Source organism: Dyella humi (genome assembly GCF_044904605.1).
In the GTDB taxonomy this organism is placed as follows: Bacteria; Pseudomonadota; Gammaproteobacteria; order Xanthomonadales; family Rhodanobacteraceae; genus Dyella_B; species Dyella_B humi.
This window is the reverse complement of record NZ_JADIKI010000023.1, coordinates 2,210,973-2,226,318: the sequence shown is the minus strand read 5'-3', so window position 1 is coordinate 2,226,318 and position 15,346 is coordinate 2,210,973. Positions and strand designations below refer to the sequence as shown.

Here is a 15,346-nt window from a genome sequence, read left to right as displayed (position 1 = left end):
CGTCATTCCCGCGAAAGCGGGAATGACGGCAATGGAATTACCCAGTGTTCTGCAGACCTTGCGCCACGCCATTCACGCACGCCACAAGCGCGCGCAACAAGCGATCATCGCTGCGATCCGAAGCGCGCCAGCGCTGCAGCAGATCGACCTGCAACAGGCTCATCGGATCGACGTAAGGATTGCGCAGGCGGATCGACAGCGACAGACGCGGATCATCACGCAGCAGCTCTTCGCTACTTTTCAGCTTCAGCAGCCAGTGGCGCGTGCGCTCGAATTCTTCGCGAATCATGCCGAAGAATGTGTCATGCAAAGGTCCGGCTAGCTTAGAAAACGCCTCGGCGATATCGAGATCGCATTTGGCCAGCACCATTTCCACGTCGTCGAGTGCGTTGAGAAAGAACGGCCAGTCGCGCGCCATTTCGCGCAAGGCTTCTTCGCCGTGCTTTCCGGCCGCATCTTCGAGCGCAGTGCCCAGCCCGTACCAGCCGGTGATGATGGAACGGCACTGCGTCCACGCGAAGACCCATGGAATCGCGCGTAGATCTTCCACACCGCGCATGCTGCGCCGGCGTGAAGGGCGCGAGCCGAGCGCCATCTGTTCGATCACGTCGATCGGCGTGGCAGCGCGGAAGTAGTCGACGAAGCCTTCGCGGTCGACGAAGGCGCGATACGCGCGCCGGCTTTCAGCGGCCATCGCGGTGGTGATCTCGCGCCACGTTGCTTCGCGCGCTTCCTCTTCGCGCGGCCGCACGCTAGCGCGCAGCACGGCGCCCACGGTTTGTTCGAGATTGCGCAGCGCCAGCGCGCGGATGCCGTACTTGCGATGAATTACTTCACCCTGTTCGGTAACGCGCAGAATGCCGTTGATCGAACCGCGCGGCGAGGACATCAGCGCTGGCGTGATGCGCGCGCCGCCACGGCTGGCCGAGCCGCCGCGGCCGTGGAAGAACGCAAGGCGGATACCGGCCTGTTCTGCCACGTCGAGCAATTCGACTTGCGCGCGCTGCAATCCCCAGCGCGAGGCCAGCGTACCCCCGTCCTTGCCGCTATCGGAGTAGCCCAGCATCACCCATTGGCAATCGCCGCGTGCGCGAAGATGGGTGCGATAGATCGAGTCGTCCAGCAGCGCTCGTAATGTGTTGGGTGCGTTCTTCAGGTCGTCGACGGTTTCGAACAAGGGGGCGATATCGAGTGGCACGGTGCCAACATCGCGCGAGGTTGGCTCCTCTCCACGTTGGGAAGAGGGAGCGGTGAAGCCACCGTATCGCGCTAGAGCAAGCACCGCCAGCACGTCGGCGGCGGAGCGCGCCATGCTGATGATGTATAAGCCGATGGCATCCTCGCCGTAACGGCCACGGGACGCGTGCAAAGTGGCGAATACCGCGCGCAGGGATTCGGCCTGGGCGTCGTCGACGTTCTGCAGTGACTGCTCGCCGCTGGCGTAAGGTCGTAACGCCGCGATACGTTCGGCCGGCGCGCGTTGCGTCCAGGTTTCATCGCGCAGCAAGGCGGCCAGCGCGTCATCGTGCACGCGGGAATCCTGCCGCACGTCCAGGCGCGCCATGTGGAAACCGAACGTGCGCACGCGCCAGATCAAGCGACGTACGGCATACGCGCCCGCGTTGAGGCCGCGATGATCGATCAATCCGTGTACGATCAACAGCAGGTCGTCGATCAGTTCTTCGGCGGAGTGATAGCCCTCGGCGTGCCCATCTTCCAGGGTTGCTTCGAGCCGCGCGCGAATCAGGGTGAGCAGGCAACGGTACGGCATGTCCGCGTGGCGCGGGCGGATCGTGGCGGCGGCACGCGGAAACTGCTCGCGGTAATCGGCCAGACGCTTGAGCAGTGATGCGTCGAATGCCACGCGATCGACCGTCTGACTAAGCAAGCGCGCCAGCACGTCGATATCGGCAATGTAATGCTCCAACACATGCGCACGCTGCGTCGCCAGGCTGTTGGCGATGGTGTCAGCACCCACATTGGGATTGCCGTCCATGTCGCCGCCCACCCACGTCGCGAAACTCAACAGGCGCGGCAAGGGCACGGCTACGCCGTACACCGTCTGCAAGGCATCGGCGAGCACTTCGTAGAACGCAGGCACGATGCGATAAATGGGATTGGCGAGATAGAAGCCGACGTGATGATGTTCGTCCTGCACGCTCGGGCGGACCGGCGAGGCTTCGGCCGTCTGCCAACCGGAAGACAGCGCCATGAAGATGCGGTCGTCATCTTCCTTGCGTTCCTGCGGCGTGCGTGTGGGATCGAAGTTGTCAACCAGCGCGCGCACGATCGCCTGTTCCTTTTCGAGCAGGGATCGGCGTATCGCCTCGGTGGGATGCGCGGTGAACACCGGTTCCACTTTCAGCTTGTACAGCCACTGCAGCAGTTCGTCGGCGCTGACGTCCTGATCCTTCAGCTGCTGCAGCACGTTCAGCAGCGACTCCGGCTGCGGTGCGCTGCCTTCGCGCTGGTAGTCGCGGCGACGGCGGATGCGATGCACGCGCTCGGCCGTGTTCACCGCCTGGAAATAGGTGGCGAATGCACGGGCCAGCGCCTCCGCCTCCCCGGCATCCAACCCGGCCAGCGACTCGGCTAGATCGTCCGCCGCACGATCCTCGCGGCGGCGGCGGATGGAGGCGGTGCGCACCTGCTCCACGCGCTGGAAAAAGCTCTCGCCCCCTTGCTCGGCCAGCATGCGGCCCACCATTGCCCCCAGCCGGTGCACGTCTTCGCGCAGCGGGCCGTCGTGGGGCAGGAATTCCGGGTCGCGACTGGCTTCCATGAGGCCTCCAATGAATGAGTTCCCTAGCCTAACCAATTTATGCGGCAATGCAGCGTTCCAAGTCGTCATAAGGAAGGGTCTGAGGCTAGAATGGGGGTCTTCGCCGAGGGGCGCTGCGACCGTATGGGCAAGTGATACGGCCAGGCTCGGTGGATGCTTTGAACTGAACGGCGCTCATGACGCGAATGCCTCGCGTCGATCCGGCCCTGCCGGATTTTCCCATGAGACCCTCGGAGACGCCCTCCATGAATGCTGTTACCAACGATTCCGCTACTCACGACTACAAGGTCCGCGATATCTCGCTGGCCGATCTCGGCCGCCGCCGCATCCGCATGGCCGAGGAAGAAATGCCCGGCCTGATGGCCATCCGCGCCCGCTACGCCGTCGCCAAGCCGCTGAAAGGTGTGCGCTTGTCCGGCTCGCTGCACATGACCAAGGAAACCGCTGTGCTCATCGAAACGCTGAGCGCACTGGGCGCCTCGGTGCGTTGGGCTTCGTGCAACATCTTCTCCACCCAGGACGACTGCGCCGCCGCCGTGGCCGCCGCCGGCATCCCCGTGTTCGCCTGGAAGGGCGAGACGCTGGAGGAATACTGGGAATGTACGCTCGACATGCTCACCCATCCGGGCATGAAGGGCCCCGAGCTGATCGTCGACGACGGTGGCGATGCGACGCTGCTAATCCACAAGGGCGTGGAGCTGGAAGACGGCGATAACTGGGTCAACACACCCAGCGGCAACCATGAAGAGCAAGTGATCAAGGATCTGCTCAAGCGCGTGCACAAGGAACGTCCCGGCTTCTGGAAGCGCGTGGCCGCCGACTGGAAGGGTGTTTCGGAAGAGACCACCACCGGCGTGCATCGCCTGTATCAAATGATGGAAGCGGGCAAGCTGCTGGTGCCGGCCATCAACGTCAACGACTCGGTCACCAAGAGCAAGTTCGACAACCTGTACGGCTGCCGCGAATCGCTGGCCGACGGCATCAAGCGCGCAACCGATCTGATGGTGGCCGGCAAGGTGGCCGTGGTGTGCGGTTACGGCGATGTGGGCAAGGGCTGCGCGCACTCGCTCAAGGGCTTCGGCGCACGCGTGATCGTTACCGAGATCGATCCGATCAACGCCCTGCAGGCCGCGATGGAAGGCTTTCAGGTCACCACCATCGAAGACACCCTCGGCATCGGCGACATCTACGTCACCACCACCGGCAACAAGGACATCATCACGCTGGAACACATGGCGGCGATGAAGAACAACGCCCTGGTGTGCAACATCGGCCACTTTGACAACGAGATCCAGATGGATCGCCTGAATGCGGCCAAAGATGTCACGCGCGAAAACATCAAGCCGCAGGTGGATCGTTACACCTTCGCCAAGAGCAATCACAGCATCTACATGCTGGCCGAAGGCCGCCTGGTGAACCTCGGTTGCGCGCACGGACACCCGGCTTTCGTGATGTCCAATAGCTTCAGCAACCAGACGCTGGCCCAGCTCGACCTGTGGGCGAACAAGGACACGTATCAGAAGACGGTCTATCGCCTGCCCAAGAAGCTGGACGAGGAAGTGGCACGCCTGCACCTTGAGCAAATCGGCGTGAAGCTCACCAAGCTGACGCCGGAACAGGCGGCATACATCGGCGTGCCGGTGGAAGGGCCGTACAAGCCGGATCATTATCGTTATTGATGTAGCTGTCGTAGGTTGGGGTGAGGCGAAGCCGAACCCCAACTTCGTCGGATGAACCATAGTGTTGGGGTTCGCATACGCTCACCCCAACCTACGCTAGTGATCCACACCAAGGTTCGCCTTGCGCACGGCATCCACAAAACCGCCGAACGAAATGTCGGTGATGCCAACCAGCCCGATATGGCTGTTCTCACCATCGAGCAATCTCCCCGTCACAGGTTGGTCGACGTACTCGAACCAATGCGTGCCCACGATCGCCGGATCGTTCGCCGCCGCCTGCACAAAGCGCGCATAAGCCTCGCCACGCTGCGCTTCGTTCCACACGGACACCACGCCTTTGCCGAACGGCCCGCGATCGTCCGATCCAAAATGGAACTCGGTGATCAGCACCGGCTTATCGAGCTTGTGCGCAGCATCAAGATCAACACCATGCTGCGGCAAATCCGCGTACACGTTGAAGCTGATCACGTCGCAATACTTCGCACATGACGCCACCGCTTCCGGCGTGTTCACTGCGAAGCGACCGCCAAGAAACAGATGATGCGGATCGTGGCGATGGATCGCGGCGGCAACCAGGGTGAAATACTGATCGGCATAACGGCGTAGCCACGCGCTGTAATCCTCGGCGATGGCGGGATGCGCCTCGTTCGGTTCGGGCGCGGGGAAATTCGTGGCGTTCAAGGCCGACCAATCGGCCAGCGCAATGCCCCAGGCATCCGCCAACTTCGCAGCAGTGCCGTATTTCTTCTGGAGCACGGCGATGAATGCCTGCTTCGCAGCGCTGCGCGCTTCGCCATGCAGCGTGCCCATCGCCAGACCCCATCGTCCTTGCGGGCCTTGTCCCGCCCAGGCCAGTTCGTTATCGGCGAAGTAGCCCAGCAGCCAAGGATCATCGCGCGACGATGCCGTCGCATTCGTAACGGCGCGCTCCACCGCTTGCGCAAAACGCGGATCGAACGGATCGGGCATGCGTCCCCAGTAATCGAAACCGCTGGATACATTGCCGAAGTCACCGTCGATGTAGATCGGCAAGGTGTAGGCCACGCGATGCAGCTTACCCAGCGCATCGTCGCTCCAGTTGCCGAGGGTGTTGAAGCCCCACGCCTGCATCCGGCCTAGCGTGCGCTTGCGCCAGGCACTCAGCCACTCGGCGCCATCGACGCGATAAAGATTTGCCGCGTAAAAATCGAACCATCGTCCGTGATTCCCACCGATGCCGGCACTTGCACCACGCTCGGCGTCGCGGCTGTCGCTAGAACCATAGAAAGTGCTCCATGGCAGCTGATCCGGCGGCAGATCGACAAACATGAATTCACGCCCTTGCACATAGGTGCGCGTGTCATGGGATGTCACCGCATTCACACCTAGCGAGAAAAACGCATGTCCTTCTGGCGTTACCAACCACCAGCGGCCATTCGCCTTCTCGGTGTGGAACCAGCCAGTGCGCGTCAGCGTGATGTCCTGACGACCACCATATGCATCCAGCCCTCTGCGCTCGCTGAGTTGTGCTTGCAGCAGTCGGCTTTCCTGTGCGTGCGCACTGCGCAACGCGGCATCACTGTCGACCTTCTCCGGCCAGTGGCCACGCGTGTACTGGCCCCACTGATCGACGATGCCGCGATAAGCATCTTGCAATGCCGTGTCGTCGGCGGTGATATCCACCTTGCCGAGCAAAAGCTGCTGCGTGGCTTGCGGTGCAGGCATGCTCAGACGAACCGCATGCACCTGCGTCGCATCGATTGCGCCTTCCACCGTGGTCGCCACGAAGACGGCGTGACCACGATCATCGAACGGCATCGGCGGCCCTGCTTGCATGCCGAACGCGCGCGGTGACGTGGCACGCAGCGGAACCACCAGTGTCTGCGCCGGACCGGCCGGCAATCCCGCCACGGCATGCAGACGCTGCCCGGCGTTGCCGCTATCGATATCGATGACCAACGTCAGCGCCCACGGCATGGCATTCTGCACTTGGACCTGCAAGACGCCCTGCCCTGACCCGTTCCATACACCGTTCGTAGGCGCAATGACGATCTGCGGCTGATTCCCAGGCTGAAACGCGTAGCGGCCCAAGGGCGTGCTATGCGCATCGTGCTCGACCTGGCCGATACGTTGCACTTGCTGCAGCCGGATCTGCGCGTCCGCGGACGTCGCCGCAAGATCGGCTACTTCGGTCGCAGCACCATCCAGCGACGACAAGCTCAGCAGCAGCACGGCAAATAGTGCAACGTATTTCATCGGCAGCTCACCAGCGTTTGACCCGCCGAGTATGCACAGCAGCGGATCGACCAGGCGTGCACGCAGCTAGCCGGTCGCCCGACGCCGATGCCACGCGCGCCACAGCGCATACACCGGCACGCCGCAAGCGATGATCACCAGGCTCATGCCAGCGTCACCGGGCGTGTCGATCACCGTAGCAGCGATCACGCCAAGCACCGTGCACACGAATACGAATGGCAGCACGGGATAAAGCGGTACGCGATACGGTGAACTCTCCGCACCAAATCGGCGCCGATACCAGAACAAAGTGGCGATGCCGAACGCATGGCCCAGCCACTCGCCCACCGTGGTGTAGTTGACCAATTGATCGAACGTGCCGGTAATGATCAGCACGATGGCCCATAAACCCAACACACCCAGCGCCACCTGCGGCGCACGCCAGCGCGGTTCGATCTGTCCTACAGAGCGAAAGAACATGCCGTCCGCGCCCATCGTTTGCAGCACGCGCGCACCACCGGCAATGGCGATGCTGCAATAGCCGAAGGTGGAGCACGCGATGCCGATGGCCATGATCGTCGCGCCATGCGGCCCGAAGATATTGCTCATCAAATCGGCTGCGGGCGCCTTGCTCGCAGCCAGCCCCGCATGCCCCAGGCCGACGAGGTAAGCAATGTTCGCCAGCACGTAGCACACCACCACACCGACCAGGCCCAATGTGAGCGCGCGCGGCAAAGTGCGCTGTGGATCGCGCACCTCGCCCGCCATGTCGTTCAAATAGTGAAAGCCGCCGTAGGTAAACAGCACCGGCAGCACCGCGCCGATCCATGCGCTACCGGACACCTGATGCGCGGCATCTACCGCAAGCACGCCGCCAAAATGTCCGTGCGCCAGCACCAAGCCCACCACCAGCAGCATGGCTATCGCTGCCAGCTTCAGCAGCGTAAACATGTTCACCAGCCACGATCCGGCGCGAACGCCGAACAGGTTGACGCCGACAATGAAGAAGATCGCGCCTACAGCCACGGGTTTCACCCACATGGCCGGCAAGCTCACGGCCCGGCAGGCATAGTCAGCAAACGTGGTGGCCACCGCTGCCACGCTCCCCGGGTAATTGATCAGCGCCATGGTCCAGCCGAACAAAAACGCCGGTAACGAACCGAACGCTTCGCGCAGATAAAGATAGATGCCGCCCGCTTGTGGCCGCCGCGCACCGAGCTCGGCGTAGCACAGCACGCCGGCCAACGTGAGCAGGCCGCCCAGCACCCACAGCGCAAGCAGTGGCAATCCGGACGCGGTGCGCTCGGCCACCGTGGCGGGCGTGCGGAAGATGCCGCTGCCGATCACGCCACCGACCACGATGGCGGCGCCGCTCCACATGCCGAGGCGGCGCAGGTAGGATGAGGATGAGGAGGTGTCGTCGGTCATAAGTGCCGACATTAACCCGAGTCGATGCCGCATGTCCGGTGACCTTTGCCCTATGGCGCGTCACCCCCACACCCAGACATGCCTCCGGTCACATTGACACGCCCGAATCGGTCCTCCGATACTCCGCGCATCACGCGCCATGACCGCAACCCTGGCGCATCGGCCCCGAGGGGTGCTGCGACGGACATCGGTCCGCCACGCTCGGATGCCGACCACCCCAATGTTCAAGGGCGCCCACCCCAATCATTTGGAGGTGTTCATATGCCTACGTCCCATTTTCGTCTCGCCATCGCTTCGTCCCGGCAGTTTCCCGGTATCCACGCAGACGATATCCACCTCGCCGCCACGCTGGAACGGCTCGGCGTCGCATGCACCGTGTGCGTCTGGAACGATCCGCAAATGGACTGGACGGCTTTCGACGCCGTGCTGATTCGCACCATCTGGGATTACTTCGAGCATTACGCGGCGTTCCTCGCCTGGCTCGATATGCTCGAACGGCTTAGCGTCACCACCATCAACGATACGCGCACGCTGCGCTGGAACAGCGACAAGCGCTACCTGCTCGAACTCGAACGTCAGGGTGTACCTGTGATTCCGACACAGGTGGCTCAAGGCGGGAATCTGCAGGAAGCACTGTCTTCGATGTCCGATCGCGACGTAGTCGTGAAGCCAACTGTCAGCGGCGGTGCGTGGCATACCGTGCGCGGAAAAGGCGGTACGGCGGATTTCGACCAGGCTTGCGCGCGGCTGCCGAAGGAACTGGACTATCTCGTGCAGCCGTTCGTGCCGGAGATCGCCAGCAACGGCGAGTGGTCGCTGATGTATTTCGACGACATGTACAGTCACGCCGTGCTCAAGCGTCCCACGGCAGGCGACTATCGCGTGCAGGAACAGCACGGCGGCAGCATCGCACCGGCTGCGCCCGATGACACCATCGTGCAAGCCGCGAGCAAAACGCTGGCAGCTACTGCTGCACTGGGTCATCGCGAACTGGCCTATGCCCGTGTCGACGGCGTAGTGGTGAACGGGCAATTCCTGGTGATGGAGTTGGAAGTGATCGAGCCGTCGCTGTTCCTCACGGAGCGACCGGATGCGGCCGAACGGTTCGCGCAGCATCTGGTGGAGAGACTGCAACGCCGTGCCAACGGGCAACGCAGGCTGGGCTGAGCCAAAGGCAAACCCCAACATCCCCATGCATGGCGATGTTGGGGTTCGCGTTCGCTCACCCAACCTACGAGGCACGCTGCAAAAATCTCACCTAGAATCGCACTGTCGCCCATCCTGCCCTTACCGTGCCCAACGCGCCACGCAAGATTCTTCATGTCGACATGGATGCGTTCTACGCATCGGTGGAGCAGCGTGACGATCCAACGTTGCGCGGCAAGCCGGTCGTGGTGGCTTGGCGCGGCGCACGTTCGGTGGTGTGCGCGGCCAGCTACGAGGCGCGCAAGTTCGGCGTGCGCTCGGCCATGCCGGCGGTGCGCGCCGAGCGGCTTTGCCCGCAGGCGATTTTCGTGCCACCGGACTTCGTGCGCTACAAGGCCGTATCGCGGAAGGTACGCGAGATCTTCGCGCGCCATACCGACCTGATCGAACCGCTGTCGCTGGATGAGGCCTACCTCGACGTCACCGTCACCAAGACCGGCCTGCCCTCCGCTACCGCCACGGCCGAAGCCATTCGCACAGCGATTCGCGAGGAAACGCAACTCACCGCGTCGGCAGGCGTGGCGCCAAGCAAATTCCTCGCAAAAATAGCCTCTGATTGGAACAAACCCGACGGCCTGTTCGTGATACGCCCGCATCAGGTACTCGCCTTTCTCGCGCCACTGCCGGTAGGCCGCCTGCCCGGCGTTGGCAAAGTGATGGATGCAAAGCTGGAAGCGCTCGGCATCAAGACAGTCGGCGATTTGCGCACGCTGCCGGTGGCCGAACTTGAAGAGCGCTTTGGCCGCTGGGGTCGTCGCCTGCATGAGCTTGCGCTGGGTATCGACGACCACCCGGTACAGCCGAATCAGCTGACCATGCAGGTGTCGTCCGAAGACACCTTCGAGCACGATCTCACACTCGACGAACTCGAGCCGCATATCCGCCGTCTCGCGGAAAAAACGTGGTATGCGCACCTGCGCGAAATAGAGCGCGGACGCATGGCACGTACCATTGTGTTGAAACTCAAAACATCCGACTTTCACACGCTCACTCGCAGTCTTACGCCTTCCGTGCGGCTACGCTCGGCGACCGAACTGGCCGACGTCGCCTGTGCATTGCGTGAGCGTGTCGAACGTTCCGCCTCCAGCCGTTATCGACTGGTCGGCGTAGGGCTCTCCGGTTTCGTGGATCAGGACAGTTTCGTGGCACAAAGCGATTTGTTCGACGACCTATTGAAGACATGAACACATTCTTGCGATGCCTCATAGCGCTCGTGCTGATGCTGGCCATGATGCTGAATACGACGCCGGTGCATGCCGAAGATGGCTACGACCTGTGGCTACGCTATCGCTTGCTCGCCCCCGAGCAGGCAGGGCTTTATCGCGGTCATCTTTCTCAGCTCGTCGCTGGCTCCGGCACGCCAACCCAGGCCGTTACCCGCGGCGAATTGCAGCGTGGCTTGGCTGGGTTGCTCGGTCATGAAATGCCACTGTCGGATACTGTCACTCGCGACGGCGCGATCATCGTCGGCACGCCCAAGTCGTCGGCGCTAATCGAGCATCTTTCGCTGAACACGCAAGACTTGGGCAACGAAGGCTATCTGATCCGCAACGTCGTCGTGAATGGTCACACTGCGACGGTCATAGCTGGCCGTGAAGACATCGGCGCGATGTATGGCGCGTTCCACTTTCTGCGTTTGCTGCAGACTGGCCAACCCCTCGATCATCTCGATCTGCGTGAATCGCCGCACGTGAAACTGCGCCTGCTCAATCACTGGGACTATCTCAACGGCCAGGTCGAGCGCGGCTATGCGGGCACCTCGATCTGGGATTGGTGGAAGCTGCCGGACTGGCGTGCACCGCGCTACACCGACTATGCGCGCGCCAACGCCTCGATCGGCATCAACGGCACGGTGCTCAACAACGTCAACGCGGGCGCCACGATTCTTACACCTGAGTATCTGCAAAAAGTCGCTGCGCTGGCGGATGTGTTTCGTCCCTATGGTATTCGCGTGTACCTCAGCATCCGCTTCAGCGCGCCGGTCGAAATCGGTGGATTGAAGACGGCCGATCTGCTCGATCCGCAAGTACAAGCGTGGTGGCGAGCGAAAGCGGATGAGATCTACAAACGCATTCCGGATTTCGGCGGCTTCCTGGTCAAAGCCAATTCGGAAGGCCAGCCGGGTCCCGAGGATTACCACCGCACGCATGCCGAGGGCGCCAACATGCTTGCCGATGCGCTCGCGCCGCACGGCGGCGTGGTGATGTGGCGCGCCTTTGTTTATTCGCAGGCGAATCCGGACGATCGTGCCAAGCAGGCTTATACCGAGTTCAAGCCGCTCGATGGCCGCTTCCGTGCGAACGTGCTGGTGCAGGTGAAGAACGGCCCGGTCGATTTCCAGCCGCGGGAACCGTTCCATCCACTCTTCGGCGCCATGCCGAAGACGCCGCTGATGATGGAGTTCGAGATCACCAAGGAATATCTCGGCTTCGCGACACACCTGGTCTATCTTGGGCCGCTATACGAAGAAGTACTGTCCGCCGACACGATGGCGCACGGCAAAGGTTCCACGGTGGCCAAGGTGATCGACGGCTCGCTGGACGACCACACGCTCACCGGCATGGCCGGCGTGGCGAACATCGGCACCGATCGCAACTGGTGCGGGTCGGATTTCAATCAGGCCAATTGGTATGTGTTCGGCCGGCTCGCCTGGAATCCTTCACTGTCGTCACGCGCCATCGCCGAGGAATGGGTGCGCATGACCTTCACCAACAACGAAGCCTTCGTCAAACCCGTGGTCGACATGATGATGGGTTCGCGTGAGGCCGCGGTCGATTACATGACACCGCTTGGGCTGCTGCACCTAATGGGCCCAGGTCATCACTATGGCCCTGCACCGTGGGATGCCAGCGAATCACGCGCCGATTGGCGACCTGTCTATTACCACCGCGCCGATCACCAAGGCATCGGCTTCGATCGAAGCCGCGCCGGCAGCGATGCGGTTGACCAGTACGCGCCACTTCTTGCAGTGCAATTTAATGACGTAAAGCAAACTCCCGAGCAGTTTCTGCTTTATTTCCATCACGTACCCTGGGATTACCGCATGCGTTCTGGAAACACGCTGTGGTACGAACTGGTGGCGCACTACACGCGGGGCGCGGACGACGTGAAGCGGATGCTTGAAACCTGGCGGCATCTGGACGGCTATATCGACAAGGAGCGTTACAACCAAGTTGCCACGTTCCTCGCCATCCAGGAAAAGGAAGCGCAGTGGTGGCGGGACGCTTGCATCGCCTATTTCCAGAGCATCTCCGGCCTCCCGCTACCGCCCGGCTACGTACCACCACAACATTCGCTGCAATACTACCAATCGCTATCGTTTCCGTATGTGCCGGGATTTTCATCCTGGTAAGAAGGTTGTTCTTCAATCACCGGACCAAAACCGGGAGGAGCATGCCATGCACGTGGAATTGTCGAAACTTCCGATGGACACGTTCAAGGATCTTGCCAAGCACTACCTGATGATCGTACTCGGCATCCTGACTGCGCTCGGGCTGGAGGCGTGGATTGAACACTTGCATCACCGCCATGCCGCGCAGATAGCCAGCGTGCAGATAGAGGCTGAAATACGGGAGAACAAGTTAGAGATCGAAAAGGCACGCGACAAAGACCTGGCTCGCATGCACGTGTTCGAAAAAGTACGCGACGGATTGATCAACGACATCAAGTCGAACGCTACCAACGCCACCATCATCCAGCACGTTCATGAGCTAATCCCGGACGGGCTATCCCTGAGTTGGCACTGGCCTTCATTGCGCCATGAGGCCTGGGATGTCGCAGTGGCCAACCAGTCCGCGGGGTGGATCGATAGCGATAATTTACACCGCTATACGACCGTGTATTCCGCTCAAAATTTTCATGGTGCCATGGCAAATGCCGACATCCAGATAGCTTTGGATGGTCCTCGCATGATCGATGCCGACATTGATTTGCAAACTGGCGAGATACAGCCGCGCCAATTGCTGCATGTTGTCAACCAGATGTGGGCACTGACCGGCGAAACCACAGGCAATCTCGATCGTCTTGATAAAGCTATTGACGAAGCGATGTCTAATCGCGCTATTGCTTCGCGTTAATGGGAGGGACCATCAATTGCGTGGACTGGGGTGCCAATCCCAGCAACGAGAAACACGCGAATGCTGGGATTGGCGCCCCAACCTACGCGATTGTTAGACAACGCATCGTCACCGACGACGCAAAAAAAACCCGGATCGCTCCGGGTCTTTTTTTGCGAGAAGAAATAATTACTTCTTCTTGGGTATGTACAAATCGGTGATGGTGCCTTCGTAAACTTCGGCTGCCATGCCCACCGATTCGCTCAGCGTCGGATGCGGATGGATGGTAAGGCCGATGTCGGCCGCTTCGGCGCCCATCTCAATCGCGAGCGCAATTTCCGAAATCAGATCGCCGGCATGCGGGCCGACAATAGCGCCGCCGACCACGCGATGCGTTTCTTCGTCGAACAGCAGCTTGGTGAAGCCTTCGGTACGGTCGATGCCGATGGCGCGGCCACTGGCCACCCACGGGAATTTGCCGACGCCGATCTTCAGGCCCTTTTCTTTCGCTTCGCGTTCGGTGACGCCGACCCATGCGATTTCCGGATCGGTATAGGCCACCGAGGGAATCACGCGCGCGTCGAAGTGACTCTTCATGCCGGCCACCACTTCGGCCGCGACTTTCGCTTCGTGCGTGGCCTTATGCGCCAGCATCGGCTGACCGACCAGGTCGCCGATGGCGAAGATGTGCGGCACATTGGTGCGCATCTGCGTGTCGACGTTGATAAAGCCGCGCTCCGTAACGGCCACGCCAGCCTTGTCCGCGCCGATCTTGTTGCCGTTCGGCGAGCGACCGACGGACACCAGCACGCGATCGAACACGGTGGTTTCCGGAATGCTCTCACCTTCGTAGCTGACCTCGATGCCTTTCTTGGTGGCCTTCGCTTCCACCACCTTGGTCTTGAGGTGCACGCCTTTGAGCCTGCTGCCTAAACGCTTGGCGAGCGGCTTGATCAAGTCGGCATCGGTGCCAGGGATGATCTGGTCCATGAACTCGACCACCGTCACTTCGCTGCCGAGCGCGCCGTACACGGTAGCCATTTCCAGGCCGATGATGCCGCCGCCGACGACGAGCAACTTGGCTGGAACATCCTTCAATTCCAGCGCGCCGGTGGAATCCATGACGCGCTCGTCGTCCCACGGAAACGCGGGCAGACGCACCGCCTGCGAACCGGCAGCGATGATGGCGTATTCGAAGCGCAGCAGCTTCTTGCCTTCGGCCGTCTCGATTTCCATTTCGTTCGGTGACACGAAGGTGCCCACACCCTGCACCGTACGCACCTTGCGCTGCTTGGCCATGCCGGCGAGGCCGCCGGTGAGCTGGCCGACCACCTTGTTCTTGAAGCTGCGCAACTTGTCGAGATCGAGCTTGGGCTTGCCGAAGCTCACACCGTGAGCGGCCATCGCCTCCGCTTCATCAATGACAGCAGCCGCGTGCAACAGCGCCTTGGACGGAATGCAGCCCACGTTGAGGCACACGCCGCCAAGCGCGGCATAGCGTTCCACCAGCACGGTGTCGACGCCGAGATCTGCCGCGCGAAATGCGCCGGTGTAACCGCCGGGGCCGGAGCCGAGCACGACGAGTTTGCACTCGATGTCGGCTTTGCGGCCGGTGGCACCTGCAGCCTGCGGCGCCGGAGTGGCGGCAGGCTTAGCGGGCGCGGCGGCAGGAGCTGGTGCCGGTGCGGCAGGAGTCGGCGCAGGCGCCGCGGCCTTGGGTGCTTCCGCTTCGGCGCCGGCCACTTCAAGAATGGCGATGACGGCGCCCTCGGACACCTCATCACCGACCTTCAGCTTCATTTCCTTGATGACGCCCGCCGCACTGGCGGGAATCTCCATCGTCGCCTTGTCCGACTCCAGCGTGATCAGGCTTTGTTCCTTCGTCACGGTGTCGCCGGCTTTCACCATCACTTCGATCACCGGCACGTTTTCGTGACCGCCGATGTCGGGGACTTTCAATTCGATCGTATTGGCCATGATCG

Annotated in this window: 9 protein-coding genes and 2 riboswitches; of the genes, 5 read left to right on the top strand and 4 right to left on the bottom strand. The window is 61.7% G+C overall.

The window, feature by feature from the left end:
- Positions 1–37: 37 nt before the first annotated feature.
- Positions 38–2,782 (bottom strand): phosphoenolpyruvate carboxylase, encoded by a 2,745-nt coding sequence (gene ppc / locus ISP18_RS20940; protein WP_380007010.1) that lies wholly within the window; start codon positions 2,780–2,782, stop codon positions 38–40.
- Between the two features lie 99 nt (positions 2,783–2,881).
- A riboswitch (S-adenosyl-L-homocysteine riboswitch) is annotated at positions 2,882–2,965 on the top strand.
- Between the two features lie 62 nt (positions 2,966–3,027).
- On the opposite strand from ppc, the gene ahcY reads away from it, so the two are divergent.
- On the top strand, positions 3,028–4,461 hold the full coding sequence (gene ahcY / locus ISP18_RS20935) for an adenosylhomocysteinase (protein WP_380007007.1): 1,434 nt from the start codon (positions 3,028–3,030) through the stop codon (positions 4,459–4,461).
- Positions 4,462–4,557: 96 nt separating this feature from the next.
- On the opposite strand, the gene ISP18_RS20930 is transcribed toward ahcY, so the two are convergent.
- Both ISP18_RS20930 and ISP18_RS20925 read right to left on the bottom strand, forming a co-directional pair.
- On the bottom strand, positions 4,558–6,696 hold the full coding sequence (locus ISP18_RS20930) for a beta-galactosidase (RefSeq protein WP_380007004.1): 2,139 nt from the start codon (positions 6,694–6,696) through the stop codon (positions 4,558–4,560).
- 66 nt (positions 6,697–6,762) lie between these two features.
- Positions 6,763–8,103, bottom strand: coding sequence for an APC family permease (locus ISP18_RS20925; RefSeq protein ID WP_380007001.1), 1,341 nt, complete (start codon positions 8,101–8,103; stop codon positions 6,763–6,765).
- A 163-nt stretch (positions 8,104–8,266) separates the two neighbouring features.
- Positions 8,267–8,346: riboswitch (S-adenosyl-L-homocysteine riboswitch) on the top strand.
- An 18-nt stretch (positions 8,347–8,364) separates the two neighbouring features.
- Here ISP18_RS20925 and ISP18_RS20920 point away from each other — a divergent pair.
- The 4 genes from ISP18_RS20920 to ISP18_RS20905 all read left to right on the top strand — a co-directional run bounded on the left by ISP18_RS20920 (position 8,365) and on the right by ISP18_RS20905 (position 13,385).
- Complete coding sequence (locus ISP18_RS20920) at positions 8,365–9,270, top strand: ATP-grasp domain-containing protein (RefSeq protein ID WP_380006998.1); 906 nt, start codon at positions 8,365–8,367, stop codon at positions 9,268–9,270.
- 125 nt (positions 9,271–9,395) lie between these two features.
- On the top strand, positions 9,396–10,493 hold the full coding sequence (dinB, locus tag ISP18_RS20915; protein WP_380006995.1) for a DNA polymerase IV: 1,098 nt from the start codon (positions 9,396–9,398) through the stop codon (positions 10,491–10,493).
- Complete coding sequence (locus ISP18_RS20910) at positions 10,490–12,661, top strand: alpha-glucuronidase family glycosyl hydrolase (protein WP_380006992.1); 2,172 nt, start codon at positions 10,490–10,492, stop codon at positions 12,659–12,661. The genes dinB and ISP18_RS20910 overlap by 4 nt, the downstream gene beginning before the upstream one ends.
- 46 nt (positions 12,662–12,707) lie before the next feature.
- The gene (locus ISP18_RS20905; RefSeq protein ID WP_380006989.1) at positions 12,708–13,385 is read left to right on the top strand and encodes a hypothetical protein; all 678 of its coding nucleotides are present in this window, start codon (positions 12,708–12,710) and stop codon (positions 13,383–13,385) included.
- Between the two features lie 168 nt (positions 13,386–13,553).
- On the opposite strand, the gene lpdA is transcribed toward ISP18_RS20905, so the two are convergent.
- Positions 13,554–15,341 carry a dihydrolipoyl dehydrogenase gene (lpdA, locus tag ISP18_RS20900; protein WP_380006986.1) on the bottom strand — a complete coding sequence of 596 codons (1,788 nt, stop codon included), beginning with the start codon at positions 15,339–15,341 and terminating at the stop codon, positions 13,554–13,556.
- Positions 15,342–15,346 lie beyond the last annotated feature (5 nt).

Coding starts and splice junctions, on each gene's coding strand:
- ISP18_RS20925 (WP_380007001.1), bottom strand. CDS start 8,103: ATGACCGACGACACCTCCTCATCCTCATCCTACCTGCGCCGCCTCGGC.
- ppc (WP_380007010.1), bottom strand. CDS start 2,782: ATGGAAGCCAGTCGCGACCCGGAATTCCTGCCCCACGACGGCCCGCTG.
- ISP18_RS20910 (WP_380006992.1), top strand. CDS start 10,490: ATGAACACATTCTTGCGATGCCTCATAGCGCTCGTGCTGATGCTGGCC.
- lpdA (WP_380006986.1), bottom strand. CDS start 15,341: ATGGCCAATACGATCGAATTGAAAGTCCCCGACATCGGCGGTCACGAA.
- ISP18_RS20920 (WP_380006998.1), top strand. CDS start 8,365: ATGCCTACGTCCCATTTTCGTCTCGCCATCGCTTCGTCCCGGCAGTTT.
- ahcY (WP_380007007.1), top strand. CDS start 3,028: ATGAATGCTGTTACCAACGATTCCGCTACTCACGACTACAAGGTCCGC.
- ISP18_RS20905 (WP_380006989.1), top strand. CDS start 12,708: ATGCACGTGGAATTGTCGAAACTTCCGATGGACACGTTCAAGGATCTT.
- ISP18_RS20930 (WP_380007004.1), bottom strand. CDS start 6,696: ATGAAATACGTTGCACTATTTGCCGTGCTGCTGCTGAGCTTGTCGTCG.